15 protein-coding genes are annotated in these 15,190 nt (G+C 71.9%); 5 read left to right on the top strand and 10 right to left on the bottom strand.

Annotation, left to right across the window (positions count from 1 at the left end; translation table 11 throughout):
• The first annotated feature begins 167 nt into the window (after positions 1–167).
• From QM633_RS06410 to QM633_RS06400, 3 genes are read left to right on the top strand one after another with little or no spacing between them, the layout of a single operon-like run.
• Positions 168–1,085: a glucose 1-dehydrogenase gene (locus tag QM633_RS06410; protein ID WP_415152904.1), complete on the top strand. Its 918-nt coding sequence runs from the start codon at positions 168–170 to the stop codon at positions 1,083–1,085.
• A 30-nt stretch (positions 1,086–1,115) separates the two neighbouring features.
• Positions 1,116–1,664 carry a DUF6328 family protein gene (locus QM633_RS06405; protein ID WP_415152903.1) on the top strand — a complete coding sequence of 183 codons (549 nt, stop codon included), beginning with the start codon at positions 1,116–1,118 and terminating at the stop codon, positions 1,662–1,664.
• Positions 1,651–2,124, top strand: coding sequence for a cupin domain-containing protein (locus QM633_RS06400; protein WP_415152902.1), 474 nt, complete (start codon positions 1,651–1,653; stop codon positions 2,122–2,124). Before QM633_RS06405 ends, QM633_RS06400 begins: the two co-directional genes overlap by 14 nt.
• Before the next feature lie 220 nt (positions 2,125–2,344).
• Here QM633_RS06400 and QM633_RS06395 read toward each other — a convergent pair whose 3' ends face one another.
• From QM633_RS06395 to QM633_RS06350, 10 genes are all read right to left on the bottom strand, one after another.
• Positions 2,345–3,235: a fructose bisphosphate aldolase gene (locus QM633_RS06395; RefSeq protein ID WP_415152901.1), complete on the bottom strand. Its 891-nt coding sequence runs from the start codon at positions 3,233–3,235 to the stop codon at positions 2,345–2,347.
• Positions 3,236–3,419: 184 nt separating this feature from the next.
• The gene (locus QM633_RS06390) at positions 3,420–3,716 is read right to left on the bottom strand and encodes a hypothetical protein (RefSeq protein WP_415152900.1); all 297 of its coding nucleotides are present in this window, start codon (positions 3,714–3,716) and stop codon (positions 3,420–3,422) included.
• On the bottom strand, positions 3,713–4,057 hold the full coding sequence (locus tag QM633_RS06385) for an ArsR/SmtB family transcription factor (RefSeq protein WP_415152899.1): 345 nt from the start codon (positions 4,055–4,057) through the stop codon (positions 3,713–3,715). The genes QM633_RS06390 and QM633_RS06385 overlap by 4 nt, the downstream gene beginning before the upstream one ends.
• A 95-nt stretch (positions 4,058–4,152) precedes the next feature.
• Positions 4,153–5,391 (bottom strand): MFS transporter, encoded by a 1,239-nt coding sequence (locus QM633_RS06380; protein ID WP_415152898.1) that lies wholly within the window; start codon positions 5,389–5,391, stop codon positions 4,153–4,155.
• Positions 5,388–6,863 carry an ATP-binding cassette domain-containing protein gene (locus QM633_RS06375; RefSeq protein WP_415152897.1) on the bottom strand — a complete coding sequence of 492 codons (1,476 nt, stop codon included), beginning with the start codon at positions 6,861–6,863 and terminating at the stop codon, positions 5,388–5,390. Before QM633_RS06375 ends, QM633_RS06380 begins: the two co-directional genes overlap by 4 nt.
• Positions 6,860–7,609 (bottom strand): energy-coupling factor transporter transmembrane component T, encoded by a 750-nt coding sequence (locus QM633_RS06370; RefSeq protein WP_415152896.1) that lies wholly within the window; start codon positions 7,607–7,609, stop codon positions 6,860–6,862. Before QM633_RS06370 ends, QM633_RS06375 begins: the two co-directional genes overlap by 4 nt.
• Positions 7,587–8,213: an MptD family putative ECF transporter S component gene (locus QM633_RS06365; RefSeq protein WP_415152895.1), complete on the bottom strand. Its 627-nt coding sequence runs from the start codon at positions 8,211–8,213 to the stop codon at positions 7,587–7,589. Before QM633_RS06365 ends, QM633_RS06370 begins: the two co-directional genes overlap by 23 nt.
• Positions 8,210–8,860 (bottom strand): MptD family putative ECF transporter S component, encoded by a 651-nt coding sequence (locus QM633_RS06360; RefSeq protein WP_415152894.1) that lies wholly within the window; start codon positions 8,858–8,860, stop codon positions 8,210–8,212. Before QM633_RS06360 ends, QM633_RS06365 begins: the two co-directional genes overlap by 4 nt.
• Positions 8,857–10,626, bottom strand: a complete 1,770-nt coding sequence (locus tag QM633_RS06355) for an ABC transporter ATP-binding protein (protein ID WP_415152893.1) — start codon at positions 10,624–10,626, stop codon at positions 8,857–8,859. The genes QM633_RS06360 and QM633_RS06355 overlap by 4 nt, the downstream gene beginning before the upstream one ends.
• On the bottom strand, positions 10,623–12,452 hold the full coding sequence (locus QM633_RS06350) for an ABC transporter ATP-binding protein (protein ID WP_415152892.1): 1,830 nt from the start codon (positions 12,450–12,452) through the stop codon (positions 10,623–10,625). Before QM633_RS06350 ends, QM633_RS06355 begins: the two co-directional genes overlap by 4 nt.
• Before the next feature lie 230 nt (positions 12,453–12,682).
• Between QM633_RS06350 and QM633_RS06345 the strand changes: the two genes are divergently transcribed.
• Both QM633_RS06345 and QM633_RS06340 read left to right on the top strand, forming a co-directional pair.
• Complete coding sequence (locus tag QM633_RS06345) at positions 12,683–14,365, top strand: ATP-binding cassette domain-containing protein (RefSeq protein WP_415152891.1); 1,683 nt, start codon at positions 12,683–12,685, stop codon at positions 14,363–14,365.
• The coding region (locus QM633_RS06340; protein WP_415152890.1) for an ABC transporter transmembrane domain-containing protein at positions 14,362–15,190 on the top strand (829 nt) is incomplete at its 3' end. The genes QM633_RS06345 and QM633_RS06340, both read left to right, overlap by 4 nt.

The following is a 15,190-nucleotide window of genomic DNA, read 5'->3' as shown; positions in this document are numbered from 1 at the left end:
GCTCCCGCTGTTGCCCGAGAGCAGATGCCCTCTCCTACCCTTCACCGGCGAGCCCAAACCGGCAGCGGTGGAATCGAGCTGCGCGGCAGGTCCCACCCGCCGTCCAGCCGCCGCTTCGGGTTGCGCCCCGCGACTTCGGGTACAGACCAGGAAGACCCGAATCGTGGATGGACAGGACGGAACCCGCCATGGGCAAGGACCAGTACAGCTTCGAGAACCCGGTGACCCGCTACGAGCGGGTGGATCCTCCGGAGCAACGACAGCCGGAGCCAGGACTCGATCGCGACCTCCGTCCGGTCGCCGACCACGGCGAGGAGAGCTACCGGGGCAGCGGCCGTCTCGCCGGCCGCCGAGCCCTGATCACCGGTGGCGACTCCGGCATCGGCGCCGCGACGGCGATCGCCTTCGCCAGGGAGGGTGCCGACGTGGCGATCAGCTACCTGCCCGAGGAGGAGCCGGACGCACGACACGTCCTCTCGCTGATCGAAGCAGCCGGCCAGAGGGCGCTGGCCCTCCCCGGCGACCTCAAGGACCCGGACTACTGCCGCGGGATCGTCGAGGCGACGGTGGCCGAGTTCGGCGGGCTCGACATCCTGGTGAACAACGGCGGCAAACAGGTCGCCCAGGACAGCATCACCGAGATCAGCGACGACCAGTTCGACGACACCATCAAGACGAATGTCTACGCCATGTTCTGGATCACCAAGGCGGCGGTGCCGCACCTTCCGCCGGGATCGACGATCATCAACACCACCTCGATCCAGGCCTACCAGCCGTCGGCGACCCTGATCGACTACGCGACCACGAAGGCTGCGATCAACAACTTCACCAAGGGCCTGGCGCAGCAACTGGCGCCCCAGGGGATCAGGGTCAACGCCGTCGCACCGGGCCCGATCTGGACTCCGCTGCAGCCATCCTTCGGCCAGACCATGGAGAAGCTCACCAGCTTCGGCCAGTCCACCCCGCTGGGGCGTGCCGGGCAGCCGGCGGAACTCGCACCGGCGTACGTGTTCCTGGCCTCCGGCGAGTCGAGCTACATCGCGGGCGAGACCCTGAGCGTCACGGGCGGCGAGCCCACGCCCTGACCGGCAGCCACGACCACGGGAAGGAACGGCATGCTGGACCCGAACGGCCCAGAACCGGAGCGGGACGAGACCCCGGCCGAGCGCAGTGACCGCAACTGGAACGAGTTGCTCCAGGAGCTCCGGGTCACCCAGACCGGCCTGCAGATCCTGTCCGGCTTCCTGCTCGCGATCCCGTTCCAGGCGCGCTTCAGCGACCTGGACCCGGTGATGGTCGGCGTCTATCTTGCCGCGGTCGGCTTCGCCACCCTCGCCACGATCCTGGTGGTGGCCCCGGTGCCGCTGCACAGGTCGCTGTTCCGCCAGCACGTGAAGCACCGTCTCGTCGACACCGCCGACGCGATCGCCAAGGCGGGCATCGCCGCACTGGCGGTCACCGTCGTTCTCGTGGCGGCGCTGGTGTTCGGGTTCGTCGCCGGGCCGACCGCCGCCGTCCTCGCAGCAGCGGCAAGCACCGTGGCCTTCACCGGCGGGTGGCTGGTCCTTCCCCTGACCCGGCGCCGGTGGAACGGAACCGACGCCGGGCCGCACCGCAGCACAGCCGATACTCCGAAGGAAGGAAGACCACATGAAGATCGCTGACAACGGGCCGGAACCCCACGTCTTCGACATCGAGAAGGCCACGACCGGCAACGCCAACTACCGCACGGTGGCGTGGACGGGGAAGTACCTGCAGGTGACCCTGATGTCGATCCCGCCGGGGTCCTCGATCGGGCTGGAGAAGCATCCGGAGACCGACCAGTTCCTCCGCCTGGACGCGGGCACGGGCCGCGCCCTGATGGGTTCGAACAAGCGGAAACTCCAGTCCTGGGAGGTCCGTGACGGCTGGAGCATCCAGGTGCCGGCCGGCACCTGGCACGACGTCGAGAACACCGGCGAGGAGGACCTCAAGCTGTACGTGGTCTACGCGCCCGTCCACCACACGCCCGGCATCGTGCAGAAGACGTCGCAGGACGCGGACCGCGACGAGGAGTCCGGCAAGGATGAACCCCCGGACTGGTCGGTCCAGCCCGCGCCGGACGCCGAGGACAAGAAGGCCTGAGCGCGGCCGGAAGGACGCGTCCGCCCGTTGGCACACGGCCGGGTCGACGAGCCGCGTCCCGCCGAGGCCGCGGACATCCGGGTCGACGAGCCGTCACCGGGGAGCCGTGCCCCGGCTGCTGCTGGTGGTTTGGCTGGACGTGCCCGCCTTGTCTCCGGATGGCGACAACATGATGGAGTCGCCGTATGGCGACAGCTGTGCGGGACGGGTCGGACCTGGATCAGGCCATCGAGGCGTGGTAGATGGACTCGATGGAGGCGTCCAGGGCCCGGTCGAACTCCTCGTCGCTCTGCTGGGCGGTCAGGCCGTCGAGCAGGGCGCGGCTGAAACTCGCGATCAGCCCCGGGTTGCGGGCCAGCCGGGCGTTCGCCTCGTCCCGGCTGTAGCCGCCGGACAGGGCGACCACCCGCGCCACCCGGGGATGGGCGATCAGGTCGGAGTAGAAGCCGTCCAGCGTGGGAATGGAGAGTTTGAGGGCGACCTCGCCCGAGCCCGGCAGGCAGTCGAGGCCATCGAGCAGCGCGGCCTTCACCAGGCGTTCGGCGTCGACCTTGTCCGGTGCGCCGATGGCGACCTCGGGCTCGAGGATCGGGAGCAGCCCGGCAGCCAGGACGTGCTCGGCGATCTCGAACTGCTGGGTGACCGCGAGCTCGATGCCGTCGGGGTTCGCGGCGTGGATGAGTGACCGCTCCTTGGTGCCGAAGATCCCGCGCGCGGCCGCCCGGGCCAGGAGCGCGTCCAGGTCGGGGATCTCCCGCATCGGCTGGACGCCGTTGTGCTCGGTGTCGAGCCCGACGTCGATCTTCAGGAACGGGAGGATGCCCTTGACCTTCCACAGGTAGTCCACCACGGGACGTCCCTCGATCTCGCGCTCGAGAGTGCCGGCGAACAGGATCGCCGCCAGGATCCGGTCGCTGGTGAACACGGAGCTGGTGATCACACGGGTGCGGGCCGCGTGGATGAGGTCGAACATCTCGGCCTCGCTGGCGTAGCCGGAGGCGTCGATGCCATAGCCGGCGAGGGCCTTCGGCGTGCTGCCCCCGCTCTGGTCGAGGGCGGCGATGAAGCCGCGTCCGGTCTCGAAGCGGGCGAGCTGTTCGGCGTCAACCATGATGTCTCCTTGTGCGGACGGCGTGAACCCTCCTCACAATATACTGAGACTCGTTACCACTACCCAGGGTGGATGCGATCCCGCGTTGCGCCTGGGCCCGCGTCACCGCGACTCCCGGCCCGGAGCAGTCCGCGGCTTCAGGAGGACGGGTGGTCAGCGGCCCCGGTTCGCCGGCCCGAGAGAGTCAGTGCTCGTCGTAGTGGCCCGCGTGGGCGGCGTGCCGGTGACCGTCGTGGAGGTAGTCGACGTGATCCCCGTGCGGCACGGCCTCGTGGCCGCAGCCGGCGCCATGGGTGTGCTCCGCGGTGGTGTGCTCGGCGACCGACTCGTGCTCGTCGTAGTGGTCCCCGTGGAGCGCGTGGTGGTGCGTCCCGTGCACGTAGTCGACATGGTCGCCGTGCTGGACGGGCTCGTGGCCGCAACCCGGGCCGTGCTGGTGCTCTGCGGTGGTGTGTTCTGCGTGGACATCGGTGCTGGTCATGATGACTCCTTCTGGTCGTTCTCGGATGACTCCCCGTCCGCGACTGGTACCGCGGCGGGCTCCCGGACGTGGGCGAGCGCGTCGGCGATCACATGGCTGACATGCAGGTCCGCCAGCCGATAGGTGACCTCTTTGCCCGAGCGGGTCGTCGTCACCAGGCCGGCCTGGCGCAGCGTCCGCAGGTGCTGCGACACCAGCGGCTGCGACAATCCCGTCACTTCCGCCAGCGCACCGACCGTGCGGGGCTGGACGCCGATCAGCCGCAGCAACCCCAGCCTCGGCTCACTGCCGAGAACCTTGAACAACTGCGCGGCGTCCGCGAGCCCCGGTTCCACGTCCACGGCGTCATTCCAGCACACATATAAACAGATTGCAATGTGACTATGTACCGAGAGTCACTCTCATCCCGAAGGGTCCGGGTCCGATCCCCGCACGCTCAACGCGCCGGTTCCGGCACCGCGCGGAACCGGGGATGGACGAGGACGAACCCGACCACCACGGCCATCACGACGGCTCCCAGGACGATCGGCAGGGCCGGCTCGACGCCGTAGAGCGCGGTCCCCAGGGTGGGAGCGACGACGAAGGTGAGGCCGGAGGTCGCACCGACCAGGCCGGCCAGCCCGCCCTGCTCCTCGCGATTCATCAGCAGCGTGGGGCCGGCGGTGTAGCCCGGCATGGCCAGGCCCAGCCCCAGGCCGATCAGCAGGACCGCGGCGAACAGCGGCGCCGCGCCGAGGTCGGGGACGAGGAGCACGAAGCCAGCGAGCGCGGTCGCGCCGCCGGCCCGAAGCAGCGTGGGCGGCGTCCAGCCGCTGCGGGGCACGACCACGGCCTGCGAGACGATCATGCCCAGCCCTGCGGCCAGCAGCGCACCGCCGGTGACCAGGCCGGTGGTCTCCGCGCCCAGGTGCAGCCGGTCCTGCACGACGAAGCCGGTGATCACCTGGATGAAGCCGAGGGCGGTGAACATGCCGAAGCCGGCGAGGAGGAAGGGCCACACCCGGGGGTCCAGCGGGCTGACCCGTGCGGGCGTGGCGATCAGCTCGTGCCGGGGCTCGCGGCGCAGCCGCAGGGCGATCAGGGCGAGGCCGGCCGCGAGCAGGACGGGGACCGCCACCAGCGCAGTGAGCAGGCCGAAGGCCGACAGCACGCCACCGACCACGGACCCGGCGACCATCGCGATGCCCTGCACCGCGCCGACCCCGGCCATGCCCTTCACCCGGGCCGCCTCGTCGGCGGTGACATCGGCGATGTAGGCCTGGGCGGTGGGCGGTACCGCGGCGATCGCGGCGCCGAAGCCGATCCCGCGCAGAACCACGAACAACGCGAACAGCGTGGTGCCGCCGACCAGCCCGGCCATGCCGAGCCCCGCCGAGACCGCGAACAGCCCCATGGCGACCACGGCCAGGCCGAGGGCCGCGACGAGCACCGGCTTGCGGCCCCACGACTGGGACCGGCGTCCCCAGAACTGGCTGGTGAGCACCACCATCACCGCGGCGGTGCTGATGGTCACGCCGATCTGCCACTCGGCGAGCCCGACCTGGCGGGAGAGCGGCGCGATCACCGGGTTCAGGGTCATCTGGCCGAGATAGACCAGGAACACCGACCCGAGCAGCAGCGGAACCTGGGCAGCCGGTGCCGCGGTCGTGGCGGCGGGGGGGTCGGAGGCGGTCATCGTCGCTCCTTCGGCGGGGTGAGGGTGAGTTGCCGGTCGGCCGCGAGCGCGAGCAGGTCGTCGTCGTGGCTGATCAGCAGGACGACGGCGCCGTCCGCGGCGACGCGGCGGATCTGGTCGGAGATGGACTGCAGGTGACGGCGGTCGACGCCGGAACTCGGCTCGTCGAACACGACCACGCGACGGCCACAGACCCCGACGGTGGCGACGACGAGACGTTGCTGTTGACCACCGGACAGGGAGAGCGGGTGGCGTTCGGCGAACGGGGCCAGGTCGAGCGCGGCGAGCACGTCCTGGACGTCCGCGGGGGGCAGCCCCGCGTCGGCGGCGAGGGCGATCTCTGCCTGGACGCTGTCGGTGAACAGCTGCCGCTGCACGTCCTGCATCACGATCGCGCTCGCCCGCTGCCGGGCGGCAGGGGTCAGCACCTCGCCGTCGAGCCGGACGGTGCCCGCGCTGCGCTGCAGCCCGGTGACCACCCGCGCCAGGGTGGTCTTGCCGGCGCCATTGACGCCGCGGATCGCGGTCACCGCTCCCGCAGGGAAGGTGGCCCGCTCGATCGCGAGCACGGTGCGTCCGCCGAGACGGCAGCGGATCCCGGCCAGGGCGAGCCCGCGGTCGGGAGCCGCCCCGGACTGGGCCTCGTTCGCGGCCGTCCGGACGCTGGCGCCGGTGGCCGGCAGTTCGGGAGCGGTGCTGGCGCGGACGGCCCCGCGCAGCCCCTCGCGAGCCAGCACCTCCTCGGGCACGGCGCGGAACTCGGCGGCGGTCCAGCTGAGATCGGCCCGGCCGTCGCGCATCACGATGATCCGGTCGGCGAGACCGGCCAGGTAGCGCAACCGGTGCTCGGCGACGACGATCGTCGTCCCCGCGGCCTTGAGCTCGGCGAGGGTGTCGACCAGCCGCTGCACGGCGTCCGCGGAGAGGTTGGAGCTGGGTTCGTCCAGCACCAGGATCCCGGGAACGTGGGCGGTGGCGGCGGCGATCGCGACCTGCTGCTGCTGTCCTCCGGACAGGTCGCGAAGACACTGCCCGACCGGGACTCCGGCCGCCAGCGCGGCGACGGCTCCCGAGACCCGCTCGCGGATCCGTTCCGGCGGGAGCCCGAAGTTCTCCATGGCGAAGGCGATCTCCTCCGGCGCGGTCTCGGTGAAGAACTGGCGTCTGGGGTGCTGCAGCACCGTGCCGGTGAGCTCACCGATCGCGTCCAGCTCCGCGGTGGTGGTCTCGATCCCGGCGACGGTCACGGTTCCGGTGAGGACGCCGTCGTCGTGGAAGTGCGGGACCAGCCCGTTGATCAGCCGCAACGCGGTGGACTTCCCGGATCCCGACGCCCCGCAGAGCACCACGAACTCGCCCGGACGGACCCGCAGGTCCAGTTCGCGCAGGCTCGGCGCGTCGGCGTGCGGGTAGCTCCAGGAGACCCCGGCGATGCGGATCGCGTCCTGACCGACGTTCACAGGCTGGGTCATGTCAGCGGTGAGGGCAGGACGAGGGTCGCGACGACGAGAGCGGCGACCAGCAGCAGGAGAAGGCCGTCACGAGGGCCGAACCGGGGTGGCCACATCGACGTCGGCGTGCGGGCCGAGCCCAGCCCGCGCAGGATCGCCGAGGCCGAAAGGTCCTCGCTGGCGCGCAGACTTGCGGCGATCATCGGAACGGTGAACCTCTCCAGGGTGAGGACCGGGTGGCGCAGCAGGCCACCGGTCCCGGCCAGCCCGCGCAGCCTGAGCGCGTCCATCACGGCCGAGGCCTCGCTGGCGACCACCGGGAAGAAGCGGAGCATCACGGCGAGCGTCACCGAGATCGGGCGCGGGATCCGCCAGGAACGGAAGGCCGCGGCCAGCTGGGTCGGCGAGGTCGTCTGGACCAGGTGGGCACCGACGCCGATCGCGACGACGAAGCGGATCAGGTAGCTGCACGCGATCGCGACGATCGTGGTGAGCGGGTTGGGCCACCACAGCGGCAGCCACCAGCCGAGGGCGAACATGGTGACCCCCGTCGCCGCCAGGGACGCGGCCCTGGCCCAGGCCCTCTCCCACAGGGCCAGCCCGATCGCGAGGCCGAGCGCGGTGGGCACGAAGCGCAGGCCACCCGGACTCATCACGGTGATGCTGCAGGCGATCACCAGCAGGATCTTGCTGCGAGGGTCCAGGCCGGCGATGCGAGGCGGGTCGAGCGCCGCCGTCCGCTGCTCAAGCGAGGCCGGCGCGGACAAAGTGCTTCTTCAACGTGGCAGCACCCAGCAGCCCACCCAGGAGGGCGGCGAGAAGGATCGCGGCGCCGAGCGAGCCGATCACCGCCGGGCTGAGCAGCACGTCGGCGGCGTGGACGTAGTCGGCGCCCATCTCCGTCCAGCTCGCAGAGGTGAAGGAGGCGTCGCGATCGACCAGCAGCGGCAGGAAGGGGGTGAAGAAGCTCATGCCGAACACCGTGTAGGCCCCGACCGCCGACGGCCTCGACCGGTAGCGTCCGGCCCACAGGATCAGCTCGCCGGCCAGGCCGAGCAGGACGATCGCCACCGTTCCGATCCAGGTGTTGCCGTTGACCAGGTAGAACAGCGCGACCACGATCGCGAACAGGCCGAACATGCCGGCGTGCCGGATCCTGGAGATGAACAACATGACCGGGATGCCGCCGACGACCGTCTGGACCGGGACGACGACCAGCCAGACGACCGGGGAGAGGACGCCGAGCATCCCGATCGCGTAGGTGAGGACGATCAGGATGGCGGCGAAGATCGCCGTGTGCACCAGGTCGCGCGCGCTGAACCGAAGCGAGGGCCGCTCGCGGACCGGGCGCGTTCGCACCTCGGTGCTCACGCCAGCCCAGCCCTCTGGAAGTGCTTTGCCAGCAGGCGGGTGCCCAGCAGGCCGCCGAGCAGCCCGCAGACGAGCGTCGCGGCAACCATGGCGGCGACGGCCGGGAAGGTGACGACCTGCTGGAACTCACGCAGGTATCCCTCCCCCATGGCTGCCGTGCTCGGCCGCTGGAAGTAGCTGACCGGGTCGAGGAAGAACGGGATCCATGGGCCGGCGAACCAGGCGCAGAACACCACGTAGGTCCAGATCGCCGCCCACGTCGAGTGGTACCGGCCGGACGCGAGGACGAGTTCGGAGATGACGGACAGCAGGATGGTCAGGATCGTGCTCTGCCACGGGTGGCCCATCATGAACAACAGCAGCGCGACGACCGTGCCGAACAGGGTCACCATGCCGGCGTGCCGCACCCGGGTCAGGAACAGCAGGTACGGGATCCCGCCGGCGATGGCCGCCAGCGGCAGGGTGAGCAACATCACCAACGGACTGATGATGCCGAGCATCGCGATCGCGAACACGATCACGACGTAGATCACTGCGAAGATCGCCGTGTTCAGCAGATCCCTGGCGGAGAAGCGGACCCAGAGACCCGGTCTGGGCCGCCCGGCGGCGCTGGTGCCTGTCGTGGACGTGTGGACGTTCTGGGTCATCGTTCGTTCCTCCCGGAATCGGTGGTCGTGGATGCGGGTTCGGGCGCGAGTTGCCAACCGGCGGCGTCGACGCGTTCGCGCCAGTAGCGGGCGTAGGCGCCGCCGGCGGCGAGGAGCTCGGCGTGCGTGCCGGTCTCGCGGATGCCGCCGGTGGCGTCGAGCATGATGATCTGGTCGGCGGTCATGATGGTCTGCAGGCGGTGGGCGACCACGATCAGGGTGCGGTCGGCCCGGATCGCGTCGATCGCCTCGCCGATGGCGAGTTCGTTGCCGATGTCGAGGGCCGCGGTCGCCTCGTCGAGCAGGACGATCGGGGCGTCCTTGAGCAGGGCCCGGGCGATCGAGACCCGCTGGCGTTCCCCGCCGGAGAGGTTCGAGCCGCCTTCGCCGACCCGGGCGTCCCAGCCGCCGGGAAGCCGGGCGGCGATCTCGTCCACCCGTGCCCTGGTCGCGACGGCGATGACCTGGTCGCGGGAGAGGCCCGGGTTGCCGATCCAGACGTTGCCGAGGATGGTGTCGTCGAACAGGTAGACGTCCTGGAAGACCGGGGCCACCGCGGCCTCGACCACGCCGGTGCCGAGGGCGGGGATCGGGATGCCGCCGATCAGGACGGTGCCCGCCTCCGGGTCGTAGAAGCGGGCGACCAGCCGGACGATGGTGGTCTTGCCCGAGCCGGACGGCCCGACGATCGCGGTCAGCTTGCCTGCCGGGGCGGTGAACGACAGGTCGCTCAGCACCGGGTCGCCGCCGTAGCCGAAGGTGACGTGATCGAAGGCGATCCCCCAGCCGGCGGGCTCCGCCGGGTGCTCCGGCTCCGGCAGCGCCGTGACGGCGGCGAGCTCGTCGAGCTGGTCGATCGTGGTCCGCGCCACCGCGACGCCGCCGCCGAGGTCTCCGGCCTGCGCGATCGGCTCGTTGAACCGCACGCCCAGGACGAGCAGCGCGATCAGGGTCGGGACGTCGACGTCGCCGCCGAGGGCGAGGAAGGCGCCCAGGACCAGCACGACGGTGAGGGAGAGCTGCACGATCCCTGCGAACGCCGCGATCCCGGCGCCCCCGGTCGCGAGCATGTCCCGGTAGGCGTGGTGCTGGCGCTGCAACGCCTGCTCGACGAGCCGGTCGGCGATCGAACCGTCGCCGGCGGTGCGCAGGGCCGGCTGGGCCCGGGCGAACTCGATGACCCGGCTGGACGCGTCCGCGACGGCCTCGGCATGGACGGCGTCGCCCTCGCCGATCCGGCGGCTCAGCCAGCGATAGCCGACCACGAGAACCGGCACCATCACGGTCATCGCCAGGGCCAGCCGCCAGTCGAGGAACCACATGCCGACCAGAACGGTTCCCGGAGCGACGAAGCCGACCAGGATCTGGCGCAGGATCGCGTAGGGCATGGTGGAGACGAACATCGCTCCCTGGGTGGCGATGCCGGTGACCAGGCCGGTGCGGTCGGGCGCGAACCAGGCGACGGGCAGGCCCACGAGGCGCTCACCCAGTCGGGTGATCAGGGAGTCGAGCACCGCCCCGCTGGCCTTCATCCCCACCTGGCTGGCGCACCAGGCGCTGACCGCGTACAGCGCGGCGACGACCACCGTGGCCACCAGCCAGCGCCCGGCGTCGTCCCGGTCGCCGGCGAACAGCGCGCGCAGCAGCGGCACGAGGATCAGGAAGGCGACGCCCTGCAGCACCGCGTTCACCACGACGAGGGAGAGTTCGACGACCAGCAGTCGCCGCGCCTCGTCCGAGCAGTAGGCGAACATCCTGCGGATCACGGCCGGACTCCTTGCGGAAGCGTGCGGGAGTGGTTGCGCTGGTAGTCCGACCACATCCCGGCGAACCGGCCGCCGGCGGCGACCAGTTCGGCGTGCGTGCCGCATTCGACGATGCGCCCGGCGTCCAGGACGAGGATCTGGTCGGCCCCGGTGACCGTGTGCAGCCGGTGCGCGATCACCAGCACGGTGCGGTGGGCGGCGAGGGTGCCCAGCGCCTGCTGGATCGCGGCCTCGGAGTCCGGATCGGCGAAGGCGGTGGCCTCGTCCAGTACCAGGATCGGGGCGTCGGCGAGCAGGGCGCGGGCGATCGTGACCCGTTGCGCCTCGCCGCCGGACAGGTTCGCGTCCTCGCCGACGACCGCGTCGTAGCCGCGCTCGAAGCGCAGGATCCGTTCGTGGATCTGGGCGGCCCTGGCCGCGTCCTCCACCTCCTCAGTGGTGGCGTCGGGCCGGGTGAGGCGGATGTTGTCGCGCAGGCTCGCCCGCAGCAGTTGCACGTCCTGGAACACGAAACCGACCTCCCGGTACAGCTGCGTCCCCGCGACGTCCCGGACGTCCACCCCGCCGATGGCGAGCCGGCCGGTGTCGACGTCGTAGAACCGCGGCACCAGCCGGGCGAAGGTGGACTTGCCCGAGCCGGACGCGCCCACCAGCGCGGTGACCGAGCCGGGGGCGCACGCGGCGGTGACCTCCTGCAGCACCCGATGGCCGGGCTCATAGCCGAACGACACCGCCTGGGCCGCGATGTCGTGCCCGGCCGGGACGCGCGGCGCGGCCGACTGCGGGGTGGGCCGCAGCGCGAAGAAGGCGGCCAGGGACTTCTGCGCGTTGGTCGCGTTGCGCAGGAACTGCATGGACGCGCCGAGCTTCATCAGCGGGGCGGTGAGTCCCAGGCCGAGGAGCAGTCCGGGGAGCACGTCGATCGGGGTCGCGGCACCGATGCCCACCAGCCACGAGCCGACTCCGAGCAGCCAGGCCAGGACCACGACCGGCGAGGTGAGCACCTCGATGATGGTGAACGCGACCGCGGTGTCGGCCGTCCACTCGCCGACGAAGCGGACGTAGCGGGCGGTGGCGTCCCGGTAGCGGCGGTGGCTGCGTCCGACCTGCCCGAAGCGCTTGACCACGGCGATGCCCTGGACGAACTCGACGGTGGCTCCGGCCAGCGCCGCGGTGGCCGCGTCGCACTGCTCGTACTTCTCCGCGCTCCCCCGCATCAGCACCGGGAACAGGATCGCCGCAACGACCAGCGGCACCAGGGCCGCCAGCGCCAGCTGCCACTGCACGGCGAACAGGTAGGCCAGGCTGACCACCGGGACGGCGATCGCCGCGACCACCTCACCGATGGTGTGCGCCACCAGCTGGTGCAGGGCCGAGACGTCGCTCTCGACGAGCTTGCGCACCGTCCCGGAGGAGCGCCGGTCGAACCAGCCCAGCGGCAGCCGCTGCAGGTGCCGGACGATCCGCCGTCGCAGCGAGAACTGCAGCCGGGCGTCGGCGAAGTGCCCGACCGCACCGGCACCGAAGCTGGTGCCGACGCTGACGAACAGGGCGACGACGGCGACGACGACGATCGTCCAGACCCGTCCGGTGTCGACCGGCTGCCCGTCGACGGCGGGGAGCAGCGCCCGGGCGAGTTCGACGATCGCCACGAAGGGCACCACTCCGCTGACGGCGCCCAGCAGGCTCAGCGCGACGATGATCAGCAGGGTGTCGCGGACGGGGGCGAAGAAGTCCTCCCGGACGGACGGCGGCGACTCCCCGGACGCACCCGGACCGGCGGGACGAACGGGGCCGGTGGCCTCCGCCACCGCTGCGGCGGTCACCGGGAGGCCTCTGCGGACCGGTTCTTCCGAGCGAGGTCGGTGTGGTGAGCGGACATGCCCGACACTATAGATAATGAGACCGGATATCGTCACTTGCCCGGGAGGTGGGATGGACAGTCGAGGACTGGATACTCTCCGGGGCATGACCGACCGGGGGCACGACGCACGGCGCGCACGATCCTGCGCGATCGCTCCTGCGTGCGACCTCACCGGCGCGGGGGTGCCGCCCCGTGCCTGAGGTGTCCCGTAGAGGTCCTTCCGCGACCGCGACCGCCGCTGCCACGCCGGTACGCCGGACGACACCGACCTGGGTGATCTGCTGCTCGGCGGCGCTCGCCTGGATCGGGGCCGTCGCGCTGTCGCTCCTGTTCCGCGGGGTCGGCTCGGCGCTGGACCTGCTGGCGTCAGGGCACACCGCCGGTGTCGGAGGCTTCGCGACCATGGCCGCGCTCGCGCTGATCGCCGCACTGTGCGCCGGCGCGACCAGCTGGCTGGCGCAGCGGGCTCCGGCCGACGCCGAGCGCCGACTGCGTCAACTCGCCGTCGGCGGCGTCCACGACCTGGGCGTGGTGCGCACGGCCGGCCGGTCGGGGGAACTGCTGTCGCTTACCACGGCAGCGGTCGAGCGGACCGCCGCCTACCGGGCCGGCTTCCTCGGGCCCCTGCTCGGGGCGCTGACCGCGCCGTTCCTCGTCCTGGCCGTGATGGGCCTCACCGTCGACGCCGTCATCGCCGGCTGGCTGGCGCTGCTCGTGCTCGTGGTGCCGGTCGTGATCGGCGTCTTCCAGCGCCTCGTCCGTCCCATCGGCGCGCAGTACCGGCGCACCCAGGCGACGCTGACCGCGGCCTTTCTCGAGGCCATCCAGGCCCTGGACCTGCTGGCCTACACGCGGGCGACCGACCGCGCCGCGTCCGTGCTGGCGCAGCGCGGCGAGGAGCACCGGCGGGGCGTGATGCGTCTGCTGGCCGGGAACCAACTGCTGATCCTCGTGGTGGACGCCGCCTTCTCGCTCACCGTCGTCGTGGCCGCGGCAGCACTGGCCGTGGGGCGCATCGCCTCCGGCCAGCTGAGCCTGGGAGCCGGGGTCTCGATCCTCCTGATGGCAACCCTCGTGGTGGGGCCGGTCGATCTCGTCGGCCAGTTCTTCTACGTCGGGATGGCCGGCCGCGCGGCGCAGCGACAACTGGAGGCGCATCTCGAAGCCGGGGCGGCATCCACCACCTCGGCGGCGTCTGCTCCGCGGCCGGAGGGCGGGCGCGGCGGCCTCGCCCTGGCCGACGTCACGGCAGGCTGGGTCGAGGACCAGCCGGTCCTGCGCGGGTTCTCGCTCCAGGTCGCTCCCGGCGAGACCGTGGCGCTGATCGGGCCGTCCGGCGTCGGCAAGTCGACCGTGAGCGCGCTCGTCCAGGCCCACCTGCTGCCGCAGGGCGGGCAGGTGCTCGTGGACGGCCTCGACACCCGCATCGCCGACCGGGACGTGGTTCGCGGACGGATCGCCGTCGTCGAGCAGCACACCTTCCTGTTCCTGGGCAGCGTCGCCGACAATCTGCGCGTCGCCGCCCCGGACGCCGACGACGACCGGCTCTGGCAGGCGCTCGAGCTGGCCGGCCTGCGCGAGGAGGTCGAGGCGATGCCTGCGGGCCTGGAGACCCCGGTCGGCGAGCACGGCCGGCTCCTTTCCGGCGGTCAGGCGCAGCGGCTGGCGATCGCGCGGGCCGCGCTGCGCGACGCGCCGATCCTGGTGCTGGACGAGCCCACGTCCGAGGTCGATCTGGCTGGTGAGGCCGCCGTTCTCGCCGCGCTCGGCCGGCTCGCAGCGGGACGGACCGTCCTGCTCATCGCGCACCGGCCGGGAGCGATCCTGGCCGCCGACCGCGTGGTGCGTCTCGGCGGGCAGGAGGCGGCGCGATGAGGGGTTCGGCGCAGCCCCGCCGCAGGGACCAGCCCCGCCGCAGGGACCTGGCGGTGTGGCTGGTCCGCCAGACCCGTGCGCTGCGGGGGACCTTGGTCCTGTCCGCGCTCGCCCGGATTGCCGGCCAATTGCTCGGGGTCGCGTTGCTGGTCATCGTCGCGGCGGCTCTCGGCCGGGCTGCGGCGGGCGAGCCGGTATCCGTCGGCGGGCTGGTCGGGACGCTCGTCGTCGTCGCGCTGGCCAAGGCTCTGCTGCGCTACCTCGAGCACTACGCGGGCCACTGGGTGGCGTTCACCGCCCTGGCCCGGCTGCGTGAGCTGTACTTCGCCCGACTGGCGCCGCAGGCGCCGGCGGCGACCCAGGGTCGGGCGGGGGCCGAGCTCACCCAGCGGGCCACCCGGGACATCGACCGGGTCGAGGTCTTCTTCGCTCACACCATGCCCCCGGCCGCCGCGGCCATCGTGGTGCCGGCGATCGCGCTGATCTGGCTGGCGGTCGCCGTCGACGCCGGGCTCGCGGCCGTGCTCGCGCCGTTCGTCGCGGCGGTCGTCCTCCTGGCCCCCTTCGCCTCGAGTCGGAGCGCGTGGCGCACTGCCCAGGAGGTGGCCCGGCGGCGCGGTCAGCTGGCCCGCCGCCTGGGCGACGACATCCAGGGCCTGCGCGAGGTGCTGGCTTTCGGTCTGCAGGGCCGCCGCCTGGCCGGTCTTGACGCCGCGGACGAGGCACTGGCGGCTGCCCGGTCGCGGGCCGGGTCCGTCGAGGCGGTCCGCGCGACCGCGATCGTCCTCGCGGAGGCCGGCGGCCTGCTCGCCGTCCTCGCGCTCG

It is taken from the genome of Propionicimonas sp., assembly GCF_047606205.1.
In the GTDB taxonomy this organism is placed as follows: Bacteria; Actinomycetota; Actinomycetes; order Propionibacteriales; family Propionibacteriaceae; genus Propionicimonas.
The sequence above is the reverse complement of the archived record's forward strand: the minus strand, read 5'-3'. Positions and strand labels throughout refer to the sequence as shown.

Coding starts and splice junctions, on each gene's coding strand:
- QM633_RS06360 (WP_415152894.1), bottom strand. CDS start 8,860: ATGACCCAGAACGTCCACACGTCCACGACAGGCACCAGCGCCGCCGGG.
- QM633_RS06380 (WP_415152898.1), bottom strand. CDS start 5,391: ATGACCGCCTCCGACCCCCCCGCCGCCACGACCGCGGCACCGGCTGCC.
- QM633_RS06395 (WP_415152901.1), bottom strand. CDS start 3,235: ATGGTTGACGCCGAACAGCTCGCCCGCTTCGAGACCGGACGCGGCTTC.
- QM633_RS06390 (WP_415152900.1), bottom strand. CDS start 3,716: ATGACCAGCACCGATGTCCACGCAGAACACACCACCGCAGAGCACCAG.
- QM633_RS06405 (WP_415152903.1), top strand. CDS start 1,116: ATGCTGGACCCGAACGGCCCAGAACCGGAGCGGGACGAGACCCCGGCC.
- QM633_RS06410 (WP_415152904.1), top strand. CDS start 168: ATGGACAGGACGGAACCCGCCATGGGCAAGGACCAGTACAGCTTCGAG.
- QM633_RS06375 (WP_415152897.1), bottom strand. CDS start 6,863: ATGACCCAGCCTGTGAACGTCGGTCAGGACGCGATCCGCATCGCCGGG.
- QM633_RS06400 (WP_415152902.1), top strand. CDS start 1,651: ATGAAGATCGCTGACAACGGGCCGGAACCCCACGTCTTCGACATCGAG.